This window comes from Morganella morganii H1r (assembly GCF_000633515.1).
GTDB classification, from domain to species: domain Bacteria; phylum Pseudomonadota; class Gammaproteobacteria; order Enterobacterales; family Enterobacteriaceae; genus Morganella; species Morganella morganii_B.
In genome coordinates this window covers 157,487-177,457 of the sequence record NZ_AYMP01000014.1, presented here as the reverse complement: position 1 = coordinate 177,457, position 19,971 = coordinate 157,487, and the positions used below count along the sequence as shown (strand labels likewise).

Sequence of the window (19,971 nt, the reverse complement as noted above, 5' to 3'; positions counted from 1 at the left end):
GTTTCCTTATCAGCCGCGCGGATGGTGCTGCTGGTGCAGCGTACGTAACCGCTCCGTCGCGACATGGGTATAAATTTGTGTGGTGGATAAATCACTGTGCCCCAGCAGCATCTGCACCACCCGCAGATCCGCCCCGTGATTGAGCAGGTGCGTGGCAAAGGCATGGCGCAGCACATGGGGCGAGAGTTTTTCTGTCGCAATTCCCGCCACCACCGCATAATGTTTGATACGGTGCCAGAATGTCTGCCGTGTCATCTGCCGCCCGAGTTTGCTCGGAAACAGCACATCTGCGGCCTGCCCGTTCAGCAGTGACGGCCTGGCCTGTGCCAGATAGACCTCCAGCCAGTACACCGCTTCTTCCCCCATCGGCACCAGGCGCTCTTTATTACCTTTACCTATCACGCGGATCACGCCCTGGCGCAGACTGATATCCGGCAGCGACAGTGACACCAGTTCTGTCACGCGCAATCCGCAGGCATAAAGCACTTCCAGCATGGCTTTATCGCGCAGTTCAAGCGGGTCGGTCACATCCGGAGCCGCCAGCAGGTCATCCACCTGGCTTTCACTTAAATCTTTCGGCAGCCGGGCGGGCAGTTTGGGTGCTGACAGCTGAATGGTCGGATCATCCGTCCGCAGTTTTTCACGGTAGCAATACTGGAAAAACCGGCGCAGCGAACTGAGCATCCGCGCCGAACTGGTGGCTTTGTAACCGCGATCCAGCCTGTCTGCCAGAAATGCCTGCAAATCAAGGGTGGTCAGTGATAACCAGTCCAGATCCTGCGGTGCCAGCCAGTCCGCCAGTGCCTGTAAATCCAGTCGGTAGGATGCCAGGGTGTTTTCCGATAAATTCTGTTCCAGCCAGATAGTATCAAGAAACTGCTCTGTCAGTGCATCACTTTCGCTGTGTTGTACGGCGTCCTTCACCGCTGACCTCCCGTTTGAATTCCCGTGTCAGAATTAACTTATCTTCTGTTACAATACCGTAATCCTGTGATGAAAGCAGCGCACAGAGGTGGTGAGCTTTCATTTTTTACCCGATACACAGCAGAATAAACAGATGAAAATTGGTCTTTTTTATGGTTCCAGCACCTGCTATACCGAAATGGCAGCTGAAAAAATCCGTGATATTTTAGGTGATGATCTCGTTGAACTCCATGATGTGAAAGAGACAGATCTGCAACTGATGGAAAGCTACCCGGTGCTGATCCTCGGTATTCCGACCTGGGATTTCGGTGAAATCCAGGAAGACTGGCTGGCGGTGTGGGATCAGTTGCCGCAGCTTGATTTATCGGGAAAAATTATCGCCATGTACGGCATGGGTGATCAGGTGGATTACAGTGACTGGTTCCTGGACGCACTGGGTTATCTGCATCAGCAACTGCAATCATCCGGGGTGAAATTTGCCGGTTACTGGCCGGTGGACGGTTATACCTTCACCAGCCCGAAAGCCCTGACCCCGGACGGCAAACACTTTGTCGGCCTGGCACTTGATGATGTTAACCAGTATGACGAGAGCGAAGAGCGTATCGCCGCATGGTGCATGCAGGTACTTGAGGAAGTGCAGGAACTGCTGTAGACGGATCAGATATCCGGGTACTGTAAAAGCAGCTGATTAAGGCTGTTCCATGCCTCTTTCGGGACACTGTCAGAGGCTATCCACAGGTATTTCTGCCGCCCGGAAGTCAGTGAGCGCAGATGCAGGCGGATACCCAGCCGGGTGATATACGGCGGTCTGGTGATTTCCCACTCGCTTTTGCGCCATAAAATCCGGTTCTGATTCTGCAGACTGGCGTGACCGGTGCGTTTGCTGATTTTATGTTGTGTCCGCCCCCAGCCTGCGATCAGCAGCAATGTGAGCGGCAGCCAGATAAATGAGGTTCTGCCGGGCCAGGGCGCAAATAACACACTCAGCGCCAGCGCACCATAAATCAGTGTTGAGAAGACCTGAGTCTTAAATGAGACACGTAATACTGATTTCCACAAAACCACGGCCTGCCCCCTGTATCCTGACACAATGACAGCACACGCTGTCCGGCTGAGAACCCGGTTATCCCGTATCCGTCAGCCGGAAAATATACGGCATTCCTTCCCGGTTTCCTATGAAATAACTGTGACCGGTTATGACTTTCTCTGCCGGTCAGTCCGGATAATACGCTGCGTTCTGTGCTGCCATCCGTGCCTGATTACGTTCCTGAATCAGGCGGATGATCTGATACAGCGCTTCATCATCCGGACGGCCTTTATTCATCAGCCAGTTAAACAGATCCGGATCCGGGCAGTTCAGCAGCTGCACAAAGTCCTGTTTCTGAGCATCGGTCAGCGTGTCATATTCATGCTGAAAGAACGGCATAATCGCAATATCCAGCTCCCGCATGCCGCGACGGCAGGCCCAGTGGATGCGGGCTTTATTTTCAATATCTAACACCGGTATATCCTTTTTAATAAGAAGCGGTTTATCAGACCGGTAAACATAACTGATGATATCAGCGTAGCCTACCAAGCCCTGACAATAAAGAAAATCGTCTGCCGCACATGCCGGAGAAAAATGCGGCACAAGCGGAAAAATAAATGAAATCCGCGGCTGAGGATTTCATTGTCACTCCGCATGCGCCGCATCACACAATGGGTCAATAATATTCTCTTGCAATGTCTGTTATCTCTTTTACCATACATTGCACAGCTCTCCGGACAGGTAAAACATCATGAACACAGAAACAACCGCATTACGCCCGCAACTGAGTGATTCTCTCCCCCTGACACGTGTTTCTCTCAGCGATCTGGCGCTGGTGACTATCACCGGCCCGGACAGTCAGAAGTATCTTCAGGGACAGGTCACCGCTGATATCGACGCTATGGCTGATGATCAGCATGTGCTGTGTGCCCATTGTGATGCCAAAGGAAAGATGTGGAGTGATCTGCGTCTGTTTCATTATAAAGACGGTTATGCCTATCTTATCCGCCGCAGTGCGCTGGATACCCAGCTCGCGGAACTGAAAAAATACGCGGTATTTTCCAAAGTGACGATTGCCGCTGATGAGAGTGCTGTCCTGACCGGGATCGCCGGTCACGGAGCGGCAGACGCCTTACAGGCGCATTTCAGCGCCGTTCCGGATGCGGACACTCAGGTTGTCAGCAGCAATGACACCACACTGCTGTACCTGCCGCTGCCGCAGGGGCGTTTTATTCTGATCCAAACCGCTGAGCAGGCCGGTGTGTTATCTGATGCCCTTTCTCTGCCGGATGCGTCTGACACTCAGTGGACGGCGCTGGATATTGAAGCCGGTTACGCCGTGATTGATGCGGCAACCGTCAGTGAATTTCTGCCGCAGGCAACAAACCTGCAATCCCTTCCCCGGGGTATCTGCTTTAAGAAAGGCTGCTATACCGGGCAGGAAATGGTGGCCCGCGCCAAATTCCGCGGTGCCAACAAACGCGCTATGTTCACACTTATCGGCCACAGCCGCCATGTGCCGGTCGCTGGTGATGCCGCTGAGCGTCAGTTAGGTGAAAACTGGCGCCGCACCGGGACTATCCTCGCGGCAGTCCGCCTGAGTGATGATCGCGTGCTGGTGCAGATTGTCATGAACAATGATACGGAAGAAGAGGCTGTCTTCCGTATCCGTGAAGATGAAGAAAGCCGCCTGAGCCTTTTCCCGCTGCCGTACTCCTTTACTGAAGAAGCCTGATTTCCCGTCATACCCGGGCGCAGAGATACCCTGCCTCTGCGCCGGGGATATTTTGTATAAATCCGTATTGAGGTTGTTATGTCATCAGCTGTTCCCGCACAGGAAGTCATTCCTTTTTCTCAGTTAATCACCTTTGTGATGGAGCTGGATAAGCTCAAAAGCGTTTACCGTAAAACCCGTCTGCTGAACAATGAACGTCAGGAAAACTCCGCTGAACACAGCTGGCATTTTGCCATGACGGCAATGGCGTTTGCGCCGTATGTTGAAGATGCGGATATGCTGCGCATCCTGAAAATGGCACTGCTGCATGATGTAGTGGAAATTGATGCCGGAGACGTGCTGGTCTTTGATCTGGCTGCCCGTGAAGCGATTGCGGAAAAAGAAGTGGCTGCCGCAAAACGGATTTTCGGTCTGCTGCCGCAGCCGCAGGCGGATGAGTTTCAGACGCTGTGGAATGAGTATGACGCTGCAGAAACCCGCGAGGCACGTATCGCCAATATGATCGACCGCGTGATGCCGGTGCTGATGAATCTGCACAATAAGGGTCAGAGCTGGGTGGAAAACAATATTTCACTGGAACAGGTGATTGACCGCACGAAATTTATCGCCGATGTGCATCCGGCATTCTGGACGTGGTTACGCGCCGAACTGGATACCGCGAAAGAGAAAGGCTGGCTGCACTGATAAAAAAGGCCGGTTGTGTTACCACAACCGGCCTTTTCTTTATCGTTTATCGTTTATCGTTTACCGGTTACTCGTAATCACTCACCGGTGCACAGGAGCACTGAAGGTGACGGTCGCCGTAAACATCATCCAGCCGTTTAACCGTCGGCCAGTATTTGTTGTCGCGGGTGGCCTGAGTCGGGAATACCGCCACTTCACGGCTGTACGGGTGTGACCACTCCGCTGCCAGTTCAGTCTGGATATGCGGGGCATTTACCAGCGGGTTATCTTCCGCTGTCCATTCACCGCTGCCGACCCGCTCCATTTCCGCACGTATACCCAGCATGGCATCAATAAAGCGATCCAGCTCCGTCTGACTTTCGGATTCTGTCGGCTCGACCATCAGTGTGCCGGCAACCGGGAACGACATGGTCGGTGCATGGAAGCCGTAGTCAATCAGACGCTTGGCAATATCCATCTCGGTGATACCAAACTTCGCTTTCAGCGGACGGATATCCAGAATACATTCATGTGCCACATAGCCGTTACGGCCGGTATAAAGCACATCGTAAGCGGATTTCAGCCGTGCTGCGATATAGTTGGCATTCAGGATCGCTACCTGACTGGCCTGACGCAGCCCCTGCGCACCCATCATGCGGATATACATCCAGCTGATCGGCAGAATGGAGGCACTGCCGAACGGTGCGGCGGATACCGCGCCCTGAGAGGTCAGCAGCTCAGAAGTGACAATAGTGTGCCCCGGCACAAACGGTGCGAGGTGTTTTTTCACACCAATCGGCCCCATGCCCGGTCCGCCGCCGCCGTGCGGAATACTGAAGGTTTTGTGCAGATTAAGGTGAGAAACATCCGCGCCGATAAAGCCCGGTGTGGTCACACCAACCTGGGCGTTCATGTTCGCGCCGTCCAGATACACCTGGCCGCCGAATTCATGAATGATATCACAGACTTCCCGCACACCTTCTTCATACACCCCGTGGGTGGACGGATAGGTGATCATCACACAGGACAGATTTTCACTGTGCTGTTCTGCTTTCGCCCGTAAATCCGCCAGGTCAATATTACCGTCTTCATCACAGGCCACCACCACGACCTCCATCCCCGCCATATTGGCTGAGGCCGGGTTCGTACCGTGAGCAGACTGCGGGATCAGACAGATAGTGCGGTGCCCTTCGCCTTTGCTTTCCTGATAGCGGCGGATAGTCACCAGCCCGGCATATTCGCCCTGTGCGCCGGAGTTCGGCTGCATACACATGGCGTCATAACCGGTCAGCAGCACCAGCCAGCGGGAGAGCTGTTCTATCATCACATGATAGCCCTGAGCCTGCTCCGGCGGGCAGAATGGGTGCATATTACCGAATTCCGGCCAGGTGATCGGGATCATCTCCGCTGCCGCATTCAGTTTCATGGTGCAGGAGCCGAGCGGGATCATCGCCTGATCCAGCGCCAGGTCTTTGCGGGCCAGGCTGTGCAGGTAGCGCATCATATCCGTTTCGCTGTGGTAGCTGCGGAAGTTCGGGTGCTTCAGAATCTCCCCTTCGCGGCGCAGCGCGGCAGGAATGGATTCAGAAGAAGCGGCAACCTGTGCATCCAGCGCATCAATATCCCACTGAGCTTCCTGTCCGGTCAGTACGGCGTACAGAGTTTCCAGACATTCACGCTGCGTGGTTTCGCTCAGGGTGACCGCAACGGCACCCGGCAGATCGGTACGCAGGTTAATGCGCGCCGCTTTGGCACGGGCCAGAACGGCAGCTTTGTCCTGCACTTCAATCGTCAGGGTATCAAACCAGGTGGTATTGCGCAGACGCAGACCCGCATTTGTCAGCGCTTTCGCCAGAATATCGGTCAGACGATGAATGCGACCGGCAATCCGTTTCAGACCTTCCGGCCCGTGGTAGACCGCATACATCCCGGCGATATTTGCCAGCAGAACCTGAGAAGTACAGATATTGGAGTTCGCTTTTTCACGGCGGATATGCTGTTCGCGGGTTTGCAGCGCCAGGCGCAGTGCGCGGTTACCGGCGGCATCAATAGATACCCCGATAAGACGGCCCGGCATGGCGCGTTTGTAAGCATCACGGCAGGCAAAAAAGGCAGCATGCGGGCCGCCGTAACCCATCGGCACACCAAAACGCTGGGCTGAGCCGAAGACGATATCCGCACCCTGTTTACCCGGTGCTTCCAGCAGGACCAGCGCCATAATATCGGCTGCCACACTGGTGATCACCTGACGCTGATGTAACTGTGCCAGTAAGTCACGGTAATCATGGATCTGCCCGCCGGTACCGGTCTGCTGCAACAGCACACCAAACACATCATCGTAATCAAGGGCTTTTTCCGCACTATCGATAATCAGTTCAAAACCGAAATATTCAGCGCGGGTGCGGATCACATCCAGGGTTTGCGGATGCACGTCATCCGCAATAAAAAAGCGGCTGGCATTTTTCTTTTTACTGACACGTTTTGCCATCGCCATCGCTTCCGCTGCTGCGGTCGCTTCATCCAGCAGTGAAGCAGATGCCAGCTCCAGACCGGTCAGGTCGATAGTCACCTGCTGGAAATTCAGCAGTGCTTCCAGGCGACCCTGGGAGATTTCCGGCTGATACGGCGTATACGCGGTATACCAGCCCGGATTTTCCAGCAGATTGCGTAAAATTACCGGCGGCAGAATGGTCGGTGCATAGCCCTGACCAATGTAAGAGGTAAATTGCTGATTCAGCCCGGCAATGGTTTTCAGTTCTGCCAGCGCATCCTGTTCTGTTGCCCCTTCACCGACCGCAGGCGGGATATCCAGCTGAATATCGTCCGGGACAATATGACGGGTGAGATCTTCGAGTGACGCCGCACCGACTGTTTTCAGCATATGCAGCTGCTGTTCAGGGGATGCGCCGATATGACGGCGGATAAATTCGCCGCGATTTTCAAGCTGAGTTAACGTTTGAGTCATTGTTCTCCGGTTCCTGACATTGTCTGATTCAATAAAAACCCGAAAAAAAACCCTGTTTGCTCACAAACAGGGTTCCGCAATCCGTCAGTCTTGTTCTTCAGCCTGCAGTTCTGCGTATTTGGCTGCGTCCATCAGACCGGCAAACTCATCCGGATCCGCGATTTTAATGCGGATCATCCAGCCGCCTTCATACGGCTCGCTGTTGACCAGTTCCGGGCTGTCTTCCAGTGCTTCGTTCACGGCGATAACGGTGCCGGTCACCGGCGCATACAGGTCAGATGCCGCTTTTACCGACTCAACGGTACCGAATGCCTCACCAAACGTGATTTCATCACCCACTTCCGGTAATTCAACAAAAACCACATCGCCCAGCAATTCCTGCGCGTAATCAGTGATCCCTGCCACATACTCATCACCACTCTCATGGCGAACCCACTCGTGATCTTCTGTATATTTCAGATTCTCAGGTATATTACTCATCGCCAACGGCTCCTGTTATCGGGTTTCTCAAAATTTAACAATAAAATACGGATGTTCAGACCAGTGCTTTGCCGTTACGGACAAACCCCGGTTTCACGACCTCAACAGGCACTTCACGGTTACGCACCTGTACAATAGCGGTATTTCCGATCCCCTGCGGGACGCGGGCCAGCGCGATACTGAACCCCAGTGACGGGGAGAAGGTTCCGCTGGTGATAACGCCGGTCTGTAATTTGCCGAGCTCATCAGTAAAGCGGACTTCCATGCCGGCCCGCAGTACGCCTTTTTCGCGCATCACCAGTCCGACCTGTTTTTCAGTGCCGTCGCGGCGGAATTTTTCCAGTGCCTCACGGCCGATAAATTTCCGGTCTTCCGGCTGCCAGGCAATGGTCCAGCCCATATTCGCCGCCAGCGGATTGACGGTTTCGTCCATCTCCCGGCTGTAAAGATTCATGCCTGCCTCAAGGCGTAAAGTATCCCGCGCCCCTAACCCTGCCGGTTTTACTCCGGCGGCCAGCAGTTTTTTCCACAGGTCAGCAGCCTGCTCTGCGGGCAGCGCGATTTCATAACCTTCCTCGCCGGTGTACCCGGTGGTGGCAATGAAATAATCCCCGCTCTGCACGCCGTAAAACGGTTTCATCCCGGCAACAGCCGCTTTTTGTTCCGCAGTCAGCAGTGTCGCGACTTTTTCTTTGGCATGCGGCCCCTGAACAGCAATCATCGCCAAATCATCACGGACTGTCATCTCAACCGCAAAGTTTTTGCGATGTTCGTCAATCCACGCCAGATCTTTTTCGCGGGTGGCGGAGTTCACCACCAGCCGGTAAAAGTCATCCGCAAAGTAATAGACGATAAGATCGTCGATCACACCGCCGGACGCATTGAGCATCCCGGTATACAGTGCTTTGCCTTTTTCGGTGAGTTTTGCCACATCATTGGCGAGAAGATAACGGAGGAACTGCTGACATTGCGGACCATGAAAGTCCACGATTGTCATATGGGAAACATCGAACATACCGGCGTCATTGCGGACATTGTGGTGCTCTTCGATCTGGGAGCCGTAGTGCAGCGGCATCATCCAGCCGTGGAAATCCACCATTTTTGCCCCGCAGGCAACGTGCTCACCGGACAGTGGTGTGTGTTGTGCCATTCTATCCCCTTTCAGTCAGACATAGTGCGCAGCGTGTACCGCGCAAACGATACCCTTTTCCTGACGTTATCACCGAATCACAAACGTAACCATAAGAAAAAATTGTGACCGTGTACGCGGACGGAAAAATACGAGCCGTCAGTATGCAGATTTTTCATCTGCCATTCTGAGCCCTGAGACGCAAAAAAGCATTAACAGGTGATAGTTTTGAATTAAGCGGCGGGAATGCACTAAAACACCGGCCGGATCGACCGGTTAAATTTTAGTGCATTATGAATAAAACTAATGTGAAAAAGACCATTAAATTAGATTTTTTCAGCTGATGCCGGTTTCGGTTCACGCAGCCAGTCCGGCATATCACTCAGTCCGCGGGCATGGCGCAGCAGCGCCGGTTTTACGCCCGGCAGTGTGTCCGCCAGCACCAGACCGATATCACGGACCAGTTTTTTCACCGGATTGTTGCCGTCGAACAGTTCACGGAAGCCCTGCATCCCGGCCAGCATCATTGCGGCACTCTGCTTGCGGCGGCGCTCAAAACGGCGCAGCCAGAAATAGTTGCCGATATCTTTGCCCTCCGCGGTCAGACGGCGGATTTCGCCAATCAGTTCCGCCACATCCATAAAACCGAGGTTAACCCCCTGTCCGGCCAGCGGATGAATGGTATGGGCGGCATCGCCCAGCAGCGCCAGACGCGGTGCGGCAAACTGACGGGCATAGCGCCCGGTCAGCGGGATCGCCCGCCGCTCACTGACCACTTCACACAGCCCGAGACGCATATCAAACGCCGCTGCCAGTTTATGGTTAAACGCAGCCTCATCCAGATCCAGACAGTGCTGTGCTGTCAGTCCGGGCAGAGACCAGACAATTGAGCAGTGATGAGCATCCGGCAGCGGCAGAAATGCCAGAATGCCGTCGCCGTGGAAAACCTGACGCGCCACATTCTCATGCGGCAGCTCTGTGCGGATAGTGGCGACCAGCGCGTGGTGTTCATAATCCCAAAACGAGACCGGGATATCCGCATGCTGGCGCAGCCAGGAATTTGCCCCGTCGGCCCCCGCCACCAGGCGGGTCGTGAGCATATCGTCATTTTCCAGGGTGATAAAGGCATCGTTTTCGCCCCACACCACCTGACGGATTTGTGTGCCGGTGAGCAGCGTCACATCAGACAGTGTCTGCACCCGCTCCCAGAGCGCGTTGCGGACCACATCATTCTCAATGATATGGCCGAGGTGTTCACAATGGGCTTCCGCCGCGCTGAACGCGATACGGCCAAAGCTGTCGTTATCCCACACTTCCATGCCCTGATACGGTGCCGCGCGTTTTGTCAGAATATCCTGCCAGACACCCAACCGCCCCAGTAAGCGCTCACTGGCACTGTTGATAGCCGAGACCCGGACAGCAAACGGCGCCTGCGGATCAAAACGGGTATCCGGAGCCTGCTTTTCAATCACGGCAATACGCAGCCCGCAGCCGTGCAGACCACAGGCCAGTGCCAGCCCGACCATGCCGCCACCGGCAATTACCACATCATATGACTGCATTGTTTATCCTCTTTCCGTGGCGGTATTAACCGGCTGCGCGACCCAGCCGAGTGTCTGTTTTGCCAGCCGGTTACGCAGAAACGGCAGCATTTCCATTGCCATCAGACCGGCATTCCGTCCGGCAGCCAGCGGGAAGCAGCGATTGGAGAAAAGGCGCACCAGGCTGTCAGTCAGGGTCATTGTCGCCTGCCGGTCAGCCTCGCGGGCGGCCTGATACTGCATCAGCACACGGTACTGACCAATATCTTCCTGTGATAAAAACGCCTGACTGATAACCTCCGCCAGTGCTATCACATCACGCATGCCCAGGTTAAACCCCTGACCGGCGATCGGATGGAGTGTCTGCGAGGCGTTACCCACCAGTGCCAGGCGGTGGGAAATCTGAGAGTGCGCGGCACTCAGGGTCAGCGGATAACAGTGGCGGGCACCGGCAGTGACGATTTTGCCCAGCTGCCAGCCGAAAGCTTTCTGCAATTCGCGGCAGAAGGTCTCATCATCCCATTCACGCACGGCTTCCGCATGTTCTGCCCGGTGACACCAGACCAGCGAACTGCGCCCTTCTGTCATCGGCAGCATGGCCAGCGGCCCCTGCGGGGTGAAACGCTCAAACGCCCGCCCCTGCGGATCCAGCTCTGTCATCACATTGGCAATCACCGCCACCTGCTCATACGGGGTGTCGCTCCACTGCATGCCGCATTGTTGCGCGACCGCAGAGTGACTGCCGTCCGCAGCAATCAAAACCTGACCGTTCAGTGTTTTGCCGCTGTCTAAATGAACACTGACCGAATCCATCGTGCGGGTAATATTTTTTACGCTGTCCGGACAATACAGCGTGACATTTTCTGCTTTTGCCAGTTCGGCAAACAAGGTTTGCCCGGCATCATACAGCTCAATCACCTGTCCGAGTGCATCAATATCATAATCACCGGCGGTAATATTCACACAGCCGGTATGTCCCTGATCAGACACATGCACCCGGGTAATCGGTGCCGCATGCGCTTTCAGGGCGGACCACAGCCCGATTTTTTCCAGCCGCTGACAGGTACCGTACGCCAGGGCAATCGCCCGCGCATCAAACCCCGGATGGTGATCATCCGGTAATCTGGCTTCCGCCAGTGCAACGGGAAGCCTGCCGTGACTGAGGCGGGAAAGCGCCAGCGCCAGTGTTGCGCCGGTCATTCCGCCCCCGGTGATTATCACACTCATTAATTATTCAGCCTGTTTTGCCTGCGCCATCAGCGCTTCAATATCATCTGCGGTTTTGACCACTGACGCGGTCAGGTTTTCGTTGCCGTCCGCCGTGATGACAATATCATCCTCAATACGGACACCAATGCCGCGATATGCCTCCGGCACATCCGCATCCGGCGCGATATACAGCCCCGGTTCGATGGTCAGCACCATGCCCGGCTCCAGGATACGGTCACGTTCCGTGCCGTAATGGCCGACATCATGCACATCCAGTCCTAACCAGTGGCTGAGACTATGCATGAAAAATGTGCGGTATGCTTTGGTCTCGATCAAATGCGGTACATCCCCGGTCAGTAAGCCGAGTTTTACCAGCCCTTCCGTCATGATTTCCACCACGCGATCTGTCACCTCTGCAATAGAAGTACCGGGACGGTAGAGTTCAAGGGAAACATCCAGGGTTTCCAGTACCAGATCATAGATTTCACGCTGTTCTTTGCTGAATTTGCCGTTCACCGGGAAGGTGCGGGTAATATCCCCGGCATAACCCTCAATTTCACATCCGGCATCGATCAGCACCAAATCGCCGTCTTTCATCCGGCATTCGTTTTCGGTGTAGTGCAGAATGCAGCCGTTCTCGCCGCTGCCGACAATCGTGTTATAGGACGGGAAACGCGCGCCGTTACTGACAAACTCGTGTTCAATTTCGCCCTGTAACTGGTATTCGTACATGCCCGGACGGCATTTTTCCATCGCGCGGGTGTGTGCCAGTGCGCTGACTTTCCCAGCACGGCGCATGATGTCCAGCTCCGCCGGGGATTTAAACAGACGCATTTCGTGGACGATCGGCCGCCAGTCAATAATGATGGCCGGCGCGGAAAGATTGCGGCGGCTGCCGCGGCGCAGTGTGTCGAGCGCATTAAAAACAATGGTATCGGCATACGCCATTTCGCCCTGCGCGAAATAGAGGGTGTCGAGACCGTTCAGCAACTGACAGAGCTGTTCGTTAATTTCATCAAACGGCAGTGCGCGATCCACACCCAGTTTTTCCGGCGCGGCATCCTGGCCGAGACGGCGGCCGAACCAGATTTCCGCCGTCAGATCACGAACCCGGTTAAACAGGACACTGTGGTTATGGGTTTCATCACTTTTAATCAGTACCAGTACGGCTTCCGGCTCACTGAAGCCGGTCAGGTAGAGAAAATCACTGTGCTGACGGTAGGGATACTCACTGTCCGCATTGCGCTGAGCCGGGGGTGCCGCAAAGAAAACCGCCGCGCTGGCCGGTGCCATTTTTTCCAGCAATGCCTGACGGCGTGAGATAAATTCGTGTTTATTCATACCCTCTTTCCTTGTACTGTGTGATGATTCAGAAATCTGATGGTTCAGTGTGCAGCAAATTATCCGCTGCGGACAGATTCAGATATATCAGTGTAATGTCGGTTTCTGTTCCGGCGCATCAGCCTTTTGTGCGCTGCGCGGTTTCGCCAGCGAGATATAGCACAGCTGTACCGCAACGCGGACATACTCGATCACTTCTTCCAGCGCGTCATCCAGTTCTTCGGCATCTTCTGCCTCATCATAGCCCAGCATGCCGATTTCCCGCAGATCAGTCACAATTTCTTTGACTTCCTTGCGATCACTGAATTTCGGATCCGCCACACCCAGACCTAATAAGAAGTGATTGACCCAGCCTGCCAGCTCATCGGCCCGGGCAAACACACCCGCCTCATCATCCGGCAGCAGTAAATTAAACTGACATTCGGTATCATCAAGCAGTTCAAATGTGGTATTAAAGAGAGCACGCAGCGGCTGTGCCAGAACCTGTGAAAACGCCATGCCTTCGTTGGTCAGGTCATGAATCAGCGCCATCCAGCTCTCATCTGTGTTACCGCCGCAGAGCAGACCCGTAATCAGGCCGTGCATTTCTGACGCACTCATGGCGACGGCCTGCTGACGCAAAAGTTCATCAAGTGTTTTAAAATCGGGCAGTGTTTTATCCGGAGTCATTATTTTGCTCACCAGTCGGGTTTCAGTTCATGATATGCTACCATCAAGAGGCGCCGCTGTACCAGATAAGGGCTGCGGCCTGCTGCTATAACGTACACAATTCACGTCACACAGGATAATATCCTGTTGCAGAACCAAAGGAAGATTTCATGTCTGCACAACCCGTTGATATCCAGATATTCGGGCGTTCCATGCGCGTTAATTGTCCACCGGAACAAAAAGAAGCTCTGCTCGCTTCTGCTGCGGAGCTTGAACAACGGTTACAGGACCTGAAAGAACGCAGCCGGGTGTCCAACACAGAACAGCTCGTTTTTATCGTCGCGCTAAACATCTGTCACGAACTGACACAAGAAAAATTGAAAACGCGCGATTATGCCTATAACATGGAACAAAAGATAAAACTGTTACAGCAGACTATCGAGCAGGCGCTGCATGACCAAACCCGTATCACGGAGCGCCAGGTAACACCTATTGAATAAAATTGTTTAGAAATCAGTCACTAGACAAAAAAATTTTAGAAATTAGGTTGCAATCTCCACCTGATTTCATACAATGAGTTTAAGAACAGCGTTACACAACGTTCACAAAATTCTCTGAGATGTTTGTCTGCGGGTCAGTCCCCTGAGCCGATATTGATACAGACAGAATGTGGTGATTTGTCACCGGTGAGCATACCTGATTCGTTCAGGCAGCCTAATGGAAGCAACACCGCGTTCACCTTGAACCAAGGGTTCAAGGGTTACAGCCTGCGACGGCATCTTGGAGACCTCTCTCTTTTTTATCGCCTGATATTTCGCTGATTTCACTATGACTAATGACCCGTTGTTACAAGCGCGGCATCATCTGCGTCAGTTAATCCGCAACAAGCGCCGTGCGCTGACACCACAGCAGCAGACTGCTGCCGCACAAGACCTTGTTCAGCAAATCATTCATCACCCTGATATACACCGCGCCAATAATATTGCCCTGTTTCTCTCTTTTGATGGTGAAATTGATACCCGTCCGCTGGCAGAGTGGCTGTGGTCACAGGGAAAACAGGTATTTTTACCTGTTCTTCACCCGTTCAGCCGCCATCATCTGTTATTCCTTGCTTATCGCCCTGATACCCCGCTGATTAAAAACAAGTTTTCAATTTCAGAACCGGCATTGGATGTCACACAGGTATTGCCGCCGCAGGAACTGGATATGATGTTTATTCCGCTGGTTGCGTTTGATGAAAAAGGAGAGCGTCTCGGGATGGGCGGCGGTTTTTATGACCGCACCCTGGCGGGCTGGCAGAAGAAAGGGTTTTACCCGGCGGGACTGGCACATGATTGTCAGCAGGTTGATGAACTTCCCGCCGCACAGTGGGATGTCCCGCTGCCGGAAGTGATCACGCCGCTGGCTGTGGCCGGAACATAAATAAACATACAGTTATTTAACAGAGAGATACACCGGTCACACATTGACTCCGGTGAAACTACCGGTAACGGGCAAAACGAAAAGTCGCTGTAAATACATCCGTGACGCGCATGCTTTTCGTTCGTCTGCCCGTTACCGTCCGTTTACTTTACCTTCAGTCGTTCTGTTATCAGAACAACAGACGCGCTCTGATAGTTCCCGGCAGCGCTTTCAGCTGCAGCAGAACATCATCCGCTTCGTCTTTGTTATTCGCCACAATGTCGATCACCACATAGCCCAGATCACCCGCCGTCCGCAGATACTGCGCCGCGATATTAATACCGCGATCAGTAAAGACCTGGTTGATGCTGGTCAGCAGTCCCGGGCGGTTTTCGTGGATGTGCAGCAGACGGTTGGCATTCTGGCCGTGCACCGGCAGAGAGACTTCCGGGAAGTTGACCGCAGAGAGCGTCGAGCCGTTATCAGAGTATTTCGCCAGCTTACCGCCGACCTCAAACCCGATATTTTCCTGTGCTTCCTGGGTGGAGCCGCCGATATGCGGGGTAAGAATGACATTATCAAACCCAATCAGCTCAGAAATAAACGGATCTGCCGGGTCATTGTTGGCCGCCGGTTCAGACGGGAACACATCCACCGCCGCACCGGACAGATGTTTTGATGCCAGAGCCTGACTCAGTGCCGGGATATCGACCACCGTACCGCGTGAGGCGTTGATAAAAATCGCCCCCGGTTTCATCAGCTCAAACTCCTGTTTGCCAATCATATTTTTGGTGGATTCCGTTTCCGGCACATGCAGCGTGACCACATCACTCATATTCAGCAGTTCAGACAGATGACGTACCTGAGTGGCATTACCAAGCGGCAGTTTGTTTTCGATATCGTAAAAATAGACATCCATACCGATGGATTCCGCCAGGATCCCAAGCTGTGTCCCGATATGACCGTAACCGATAATCCCCAGTTTTTTACCGCGCGCCTCGTAGCAGCCTTTCGCCTGTTTGTCCCAGATACCACGATGGGCTTTGGCATTGGCTTCCGGAATACGGCGCAGCAGCAGTAATAACTGGCCCAGCACCATCTCAGCCACGGAACGGGTGTTTGAGAATGGCGCGTTAAAGACCGGGATACCGCGTTTTGCCGCAGCATCGAGATCAACCTGGTTCGTCCCGATACAGAAACAACCGACAGCGACCAGTTTTTCCGCACAGGCAAAAATCTCTTCCGTCAGTTGGGTACGGGATCGGATACCGATAAAGCGTGCATCACGGATCGCTTCTTTTAATTCTTCCGTGGATAATGCACCTTTATGATATTCAATATTTGAATAACCCGCTGCTTTCAGACTGTCTACCGCACTCTGGTGTACGCCTTCCAATAGCAGAAATTTAATTTTATCTTTTTCCAGTGATACTTTTACCATGACCCTGCCTTTTGTTAAGTTCCCGAAATGTCCTGTCCTCACATCAAAATAACAAAAAATAACGTCTCCGCAATACACGCTCCTGTATAAGGCACAGAACAAGTCACAGGGAAAAGGCCGGTTTGCAGAAGAAAATGAAAAAATGCCGCTGAGCGCTGATATTTTGGCCATATCAAAGACAAAATTGTGATATATATCACCGAAATTTATGATTTAAAAAAAATAAAAAAAGGAACCGTTTCCGGTTCCTTATCCAGCATCTGAATATGACAGATACCGTACTGATTTATTTAATGGTTTTTACGCCATCCTGAGTTCCCATCAGCACCACATCGGCACCACGGTTAGCAAATAAACCGACAGTCACCACACCGGCGATCCCGTTGATTTTATTTTCCAGCTCAACCGGGTTCAGGATTTCCAGATTGTAGACATCCAAAATCACATTACCGTTATCCGTCACCACATTCTGACGGTATTCCGGCTGACCGCCGAGTTTGACCAGTTCACGTGCCACATAAGAACGCGCCATCGGGATCACTTCCACCGGCAGCGGGAATTTACCCAGAATATCAACACGCTTGCTTTCATCCACGATACAAATGAATTTCTTCGCGATAGCCGCCACGATTTTCTCGCGGGTCAGTGCCGCACCACCACCTTTGATCATATTCATGTGGTGGTCGATTTCATCCGCGCCGTCGACATACACATCCAGGCTGTCCACGTCGTTGCAGTCCAGCACCGGAATGCCGTAGCTTTTCAGTTTTTCGGTTGAAACCACAGAGCTGGATACCGCGCCGTCAATCTGGCCTTTCATGGTTGCCAGTGCATCAATAAAGTGAGATGCGGTGGACCCGGTGCCCACACCGACAATGGTGCCCGGCTTCACGAATTCTAATGCCGCCCAGCCAACCGCTTTTTTTAATTCATCCTGAGTCATGTTATTGCCTTTTCATCGTCATCCTATGCCACCGGCATAGCCCGCAATAATTATAGCAATTATTTCTCCCCCGGAATGCGAATTATGGCATATTGTGAATGACTTATAAAAAAGAGGAGAAAACCGCCATGAGACGACCGGATTATCGTGCCCTGCAGGCGCTGGACGCTGTTATCCGTGAACGTGGTTTTGAGCGGGCTGCACAGAAACTCTGTATTACCCAGTCTGCCGTTTCGCAGCGTATCAAACAGCTGGAAAATTTATTCGGACAGCCGCTGCTGGTGCGTACCGTGCCGCCGCGTCCGACCGAAGAAGGCCAGAAGCTGCTCGGCCTGCTGCATCAGGTGGAATTACTGGAAGCCGAATGGCTGGGGGATGATGCGGGGAATATTGAGCCGCCGCTGATCTCTCTGGCGGTCAATGCCGACAGCCTCGCGACCTGGCTGCTCCCGGCACTGCGCCATGTTCTGGCGGATCTGTCTATCCGGCTGAATATTCAGGTGGAAGATGAATCGCGGACACATGAACGCCTGCGGCGCGGGGAAGTGGTCGGTGCGGTCAGTATTCAGCCGCGTCCGCTGCCCGGCTGTCTGGCGGATCAGCTTGGTGCGCTGGATTACCTCTTTGTCGCCTCACCGGAATTTGCCGCCCGTTATTTTCCTGACGGTGTCAGCCGCAGTGCCCTGCTGAAAGCACCGGCTGTGGCGTTTGATTATCTCGATGATATGCACATGGCCTTTTTGCAGACCAATTTTGACCTCGCTCCCGGCAGTGTGCCGAGCCACGTGCTCAATTCCTCGGAAGCGTTTGTACAGCTGGCAAAACAGAGTTCGGCCTGTTGTATGATCCCGCATTTGCAGATTGCGGATGAGCTGGAACGGGGAGAGTTGCTGGATCTGACACCGGGGCTGTTTCAGCGCCGGATGCTGTACTGGCACCGGTTTGCGCCGGAAAGTGCCACTATGCGCCGGGTGACTGACGCCCTGCTGAAACACGGGCGTCAGACCTTACGGCAGGAACCGCCTGACACGGATTAACGTTTCAGTTCAAACACGACATCCACCTGGTCGCGGAAATCAATAGTCTGCTGTTCATAGGTTTCATCCGCTGATACCGCTGCCGGTGCATTGGCAGCCAGCATCATTTTACCACGCGCCATCACCGGAACCGGCTGTGGTGCGTTATAACCGATGCTGTAAACGGCACCCAGCTCAGTACCAAAGCCTTTTGCCACGGATTTAGCCTGTGAAATCGCATCTGAAATCGCTTTCTGGCGTGCTTCTTCGCGGTATTTTTCCGGATTATTCACCCCGAACTCCACGGCGCTGATATCATTCAGGCCGCTTTTCAGGGCACCGTCGAGCAATGTATTCAGCTTGTTCAGATCATGCACTTTTACCGTGACAGAGCGGGAGGCATTATAACCACGGATAACAGGCTCTTCTTTCTCTTTGTCATAGACATAATCCGGACTGGTACTGATATTGGCCGCATTAATGTCTTTCTTTTCAATTCCCTGCGCTTTCAGGAAATCAAAATACTGCGCCACACGTTTATCTGCCTGTGCTTTGGCGGCTGACGCCTCTTTTTCCCTGACGGTCACATTGATAGTCAATGTCGCCATATCAGGCTCCGCCTGGATCACAGCACTGCCGGAGGTTGAAATATGCGGGCCAGCCGGAGTTTCCGCTGCCTGAACCGCAGCCGTGTAACTTCCCAGGGCAACCATCGCGGCAAGAGCAAGAGATTTCAGTTTCATATTTCCTCCTTCTGTTTTAAACCGGTCACATAACAGGATGTTATGCCGGAATTCATAACACTATCACACTCCGGCAAAACAATATTTCGGATTAATAAGAAATATTCAATCCTTTTAAGGCTAATTGTATCGCGATATACCACATCACCGAACCGACAAACAGATTGATAATCCGCTGTGATACCGGCTTTTGCAGCACCGGAGAGAACCAGGCGGCCAGCAGCGCCAGACCAAAGAACCACAATATGGATGCACAAACCGCCCCGGCAGTAAACCAGATCCGCATATCGGAACCGAGTTGCCCGCCGATGCTGCCCAGCACCACAAAGGTGTCCAGATAAACATGCGGATTCAGCCAGGTAACGGCCACCAGCGTCATAATCACCCGCCAGCGGCTGCGGACCACCTGCTCCTGCATAGTCAGCGCGGTATCAGCGGTAAAGACTGCCCGCAGGGCACCCCACCCGTACCACAGCAAAAACGCCACGCCGCCCCAGGTGACCAGTGCCATCAGCCACACTGACCGGCTCAGCAGCGCACTGCCGCCGAAGACCCCGGCCGTGATCAGTAAAACATCACTCAATGTGCATAAAAATGCACTCATCAGATGATACTGCTTACGACTCCCCTGCTGTAAAACGAATACGTTTTGCGGCCCGAGCGGCAGTATCATTGCCGCACCGAGTAACAACCCCTGAAAATAAGTCGATAACATGCAAAAAATCCCGATAATTATTCAATCCACGCCGGATGGAATGAATATTA

General features: G+C 53.3%; 20 protein-coding genes and 1 other RNA gene. 7 read left to right on the top strand and 14 right to left on the bottom strand.

From position 1 onward, the window contains the following. Positions 1 to 9: 9 nt before the first annotated feature. On the bottom strand, positions 10 to 924 hold the full coding sequence (xerD, locus tag U868_RS0107825; RefSeq protein WP_025152819.1) for a site-specific tyrosine recombinase XerD: 915 nt from the start codon (positions 922 to 924) through the stop codon (positions 10 to 12). Between the two features lie 133 nt (positions 925 to 1,057). Between xerD and fldB the strand changes: the two genes are divergently transcribed. Then, on the top strand, positions 1,058 to 1,576 hold the full coding sequence (gene fldB / locus U868_RS0107820) for a flavodoxin FldB (RefSeq protein WP_025152818.1): 519 nt from the start codon (positions 1,058 to 1,060) through the stop codon (positions 1,574 to 1,576). A gap of 5 nt (positions 1,577 to 1,581) precedes the next feature. On the opposite strand, the gene U868_RS0107815 is transcribed toward fldB, so the two are convergent. Further along, positions 1,582 to 1,989 (bottom strand): protein YgfX, encoded by a 408-nt coding sequence (locus U868_RS0107815; protein ID WP_025152817.1) that lies wholly within the window; start codon positions 1,987 to 1,989, stop codon positions 1,582 to 1,584. 148 nt (positions 1,990 to 2,137) lie between these two features. Next, a complete protein-coding gene (gene sdhE / locus U868_RS0107810; RefSeq protein WP_004240904.1) occupies positions 2,138 to 2,425 on the bottom strand; it encodes an FAD assembly factor SdhE in 288 nt (95 codons plus the stop codon). 277 nt (positions 2,426 to 2,702) lie between these two features. Between sdhE and ygfZ the strand changes: the two genes are divergently transcribed. Both ygfZ and U868_RS0107800 read left to right on the top strand, forming a co-directional pair. Continuing rightward, positions 2,703 to 3,686 carry a tRNA-modifying protein YgfZ gene (ygfZ, locus tag U868_RS0107805; RefSeq protein WP_025152816.1) on the top strand — a complete coding sequence of 328 codons (984 nt, stop codon included), beginning with the start codon at positions 2,703 to 2,705 and terminating at the stop codon, positions 3,684 to 3,686. 78 nt (positions 3,687 to 3,764) lie between these two features. Next, positions 3,765 to 4,370 carry an HD domain-containing protein gene (locus U868_RS0107800; protein WP_025152815.1) on the top strand — a complete coding sequence of 202 codons (606 nt, stop codon included), beginning with the start codon at positions 3,765 to 3,767 and terminating at the stop codon, positions 4,368 to 4,370. A gap of 67 nt (positions 4,371 to 4,437) precedes the next feature. Here U868_RS0107800 and gcvP read toward each other — a convergent pair whose 3' ends face one another. From gcvP to U868_RS0107765, 7 genes are all read right to left on the bottom strand, one after another. Then, a complete protein-coding gene (gcvP, locus tag U868_RS0107795; RefSeq protein ID WP_025152814.1) occupies positions 4,438 to 7,314 on the bottom strand; it encodes an aminomethyl-transferring glycine dehydrogenase in 2,877 nt (958 codons plus the stop codon). An 84-nt stretch (positions 7,315 to 7,398) separates the two neighbouring features. Beyond that, complete coding sequence (gene gcvH / locus U868_RS0107790) at positions 7,399 to 7,794, bottom strand: glycine cleavage system protein GcvH (RefSeq protein ID WP_025152813.1); 396 nt, start codon at positions 7,792 to 7,794, stop codon at positions 7,399 to 7,401. Positions 7,795 to 7,849: 55 nt separating this feature from the next. Beyond that, on the bottom strand, positions 7,850 to 8,944 hold the full coding sequence (gcvT, locus tag U868_RS0107785) for a glycine cleavage system aminomethyltransferase GcvT (RefSeq protein WP_025152812.1): 1,095 nt from the start codon (positions 8,942 to 8,944) through the stop codon (positions 7,850 to 7,852). A 305-nt stretch (positions 8,945 to 9,249) separates the two neighbouring features. Beyond that, positions 9,250 to 10,485 carry an FAD-dependent 2-octaprenylphenol hydroxylase gene (gene ubiI / locus U868_RS0107780; protein WP_025152811.1) on the bottom strand — a complete coding sequence of 412 codons (1,236 nt, stop codon included), beginning with the start codon at positions 10,483 to 10,485 and terminating at the stop codon, positions 9,250 to 9,252. 3 nt (positions 10,486 to 10,488) lie between these two features. Beyond that, a complete protein-coding gene (gene ubiH / locus U868_RS0107775; RefSeq protein ID WP_025152810.1) occupies positions 10,489 to 11,691 on the bottom strand; it encodes a 2-octaprenyl-6-methoxyphenyl hydroxylase in 1,203 nt (400 codons plus the stop codon). Between the two features lie 3 nt (positions 11,692 to 11,694). Further along, positions 11,695 to 13,014 (bottom strand): Xaa-Pro aminopeptidase, encoded by a 1,320-nt coding sequence (pepP, locus tag U868_RS0107770; RefSeq protein WP_025152809.1) that lies wholly within the window; start codon positions 13,012 to 13,014, stop codon positions 11,695 to 11,697. 87 nt (positions 13,015 to 13,101) lie between these two features. Next, positions 13,102 to 13,683 (bottom strand): YecA family protein, encoded by a 582-nt coding sequence (locus tag U868_RS0107765; protein WP_025152808.1) that lies wholly within the window; start codon positions 13,681 to 13,683, stop codon positions 13,102 to 13,104. A 149-nt stretch (positions 13,684 to 13,832) separates the two neighbouring features. Here U868_RS0107765 and zapA point away from each other — a divergent pair, with 149 nt between their 5' ends. The 3 genes from zapA to U868_RS0107755 all read left to right on the top strand — a co-directional run bounded on the left by zapA (position 13,833) and on the right by U868_RS0107755 (position 15,084). Then, complete coding sequence (gene zapA / locus U868_RS0107760; RefSeq protein WP_025152807.1) at positions 13,833 to 14,162, top strand: cell division protein ZapA; 330 nt, start codon at positions 13,833 to 13,835, stop codon at positions 14,160 to 14,162. A 108-nt stretch (positions 14,163 to 14,270) separates the two neighbouring features. Then, a non-coding RNA gene (gene ssrS, locus U868_RS24465) (6S RNA) lies at positions 14,271 to 14,453 on the top strand. Between the two features lie 37 nt (positions 14,454 to 14,490). Continuing rightward, the gene (locus tag U868_RS0107755; protein ID WP_029990840.1) at positions 14,491 to 15,084 is read left to right on the top strand and encodes a 5-formyltetrahydrofolate cyclo-ligase; all 594 of its coding nucleotides are present in this window, start codon (positions 14,491 to 14,493) and stop codon (positions 15,082 to 15,084) included. A gap of 169 nt (positions 15,085 to 15,253) precedes the next feature. Here U868_RS0107755 and serA read toward each other — a convergent pair whose 3' ends face one another. Together serA and rpiA are read right to left on the bottom strand one after the other, a co-directional pair. Then, on the bottom strand, positions 15,254 to 16,504 hold the full coding sequence (gene serA, locus U868_RS0107750; protein WP_025152806.1) for a phosphoglycerate dehydrogenase: 1,251 nt from the start codon (positions 16,502 to 16,504) through the stop codon (positions 15,254 to 15,256). Between the two features lie 286 nt (positions 16,505 to 16,790). Continuing rightward, complete coding sequence (gene rpiA, locus U868_RS0107745) at positions 16,791 to 17,447, bottom strand: ribose-5-phosphate isomerase RpiA (protein ID WP_004238350.1); 657 nt, start codon at positions 17,445 to 17,447, stop codon at positions 16,791 to 16,793. A gap of 128 nt (positions 17,448 to 17,575) precedes the next feature. Between rpiA and U868_RS0107740 the strand changes: the two genes are divergently transcribed. Then, on the top strand, positions 17,576 to 18,484 hold the full coding sequence (locus tag U868_RS0107740; protein ID WP_025152805.1) for a LysR family transcriptional regulator ArgP: 909 nt from the start codon (positions 17,576 to 17,578) through the stop codon (positions 18,482 to 18,484). On the opposite strand, the gene U868_RS0107735 is transcribed toward U868_RS0107740, so the two are convergent. Together U868_RS0107735 and argO are read right to left on the bottom strand one after the other, a co-directional pair. Beyond that, complete coding sequence (locus U868_RS0107735) at positions 18,481 to 19,206, bottom strand: oxidative stress defense protein (protein WP_025152804.1); 726 nt, start codon at positions 19,204 to 19,206, stop codon at positions 18,481 to 18,483. The two genes, U868_RS0107740 and U868_RS0107735, sit on opposite strands and share 4 nt — an antisense overlap. A 91-nt stretch (positions 19,207 to 19,297) precedes the next feature. After that, positions 19,298 to 19,921: an arginine exporter ArgO gene (argO, locus tag U868_RS0107730; protein WP_025152803.1), complete on the bottom strand. Its 624-nt coding sequence runs from the start codon at positions 19,919 to 19,921 to the stop codon at positions 19,298 to 19,300. Positions 19,922 to 19,971: the final 50 nt, after the last annotated feature.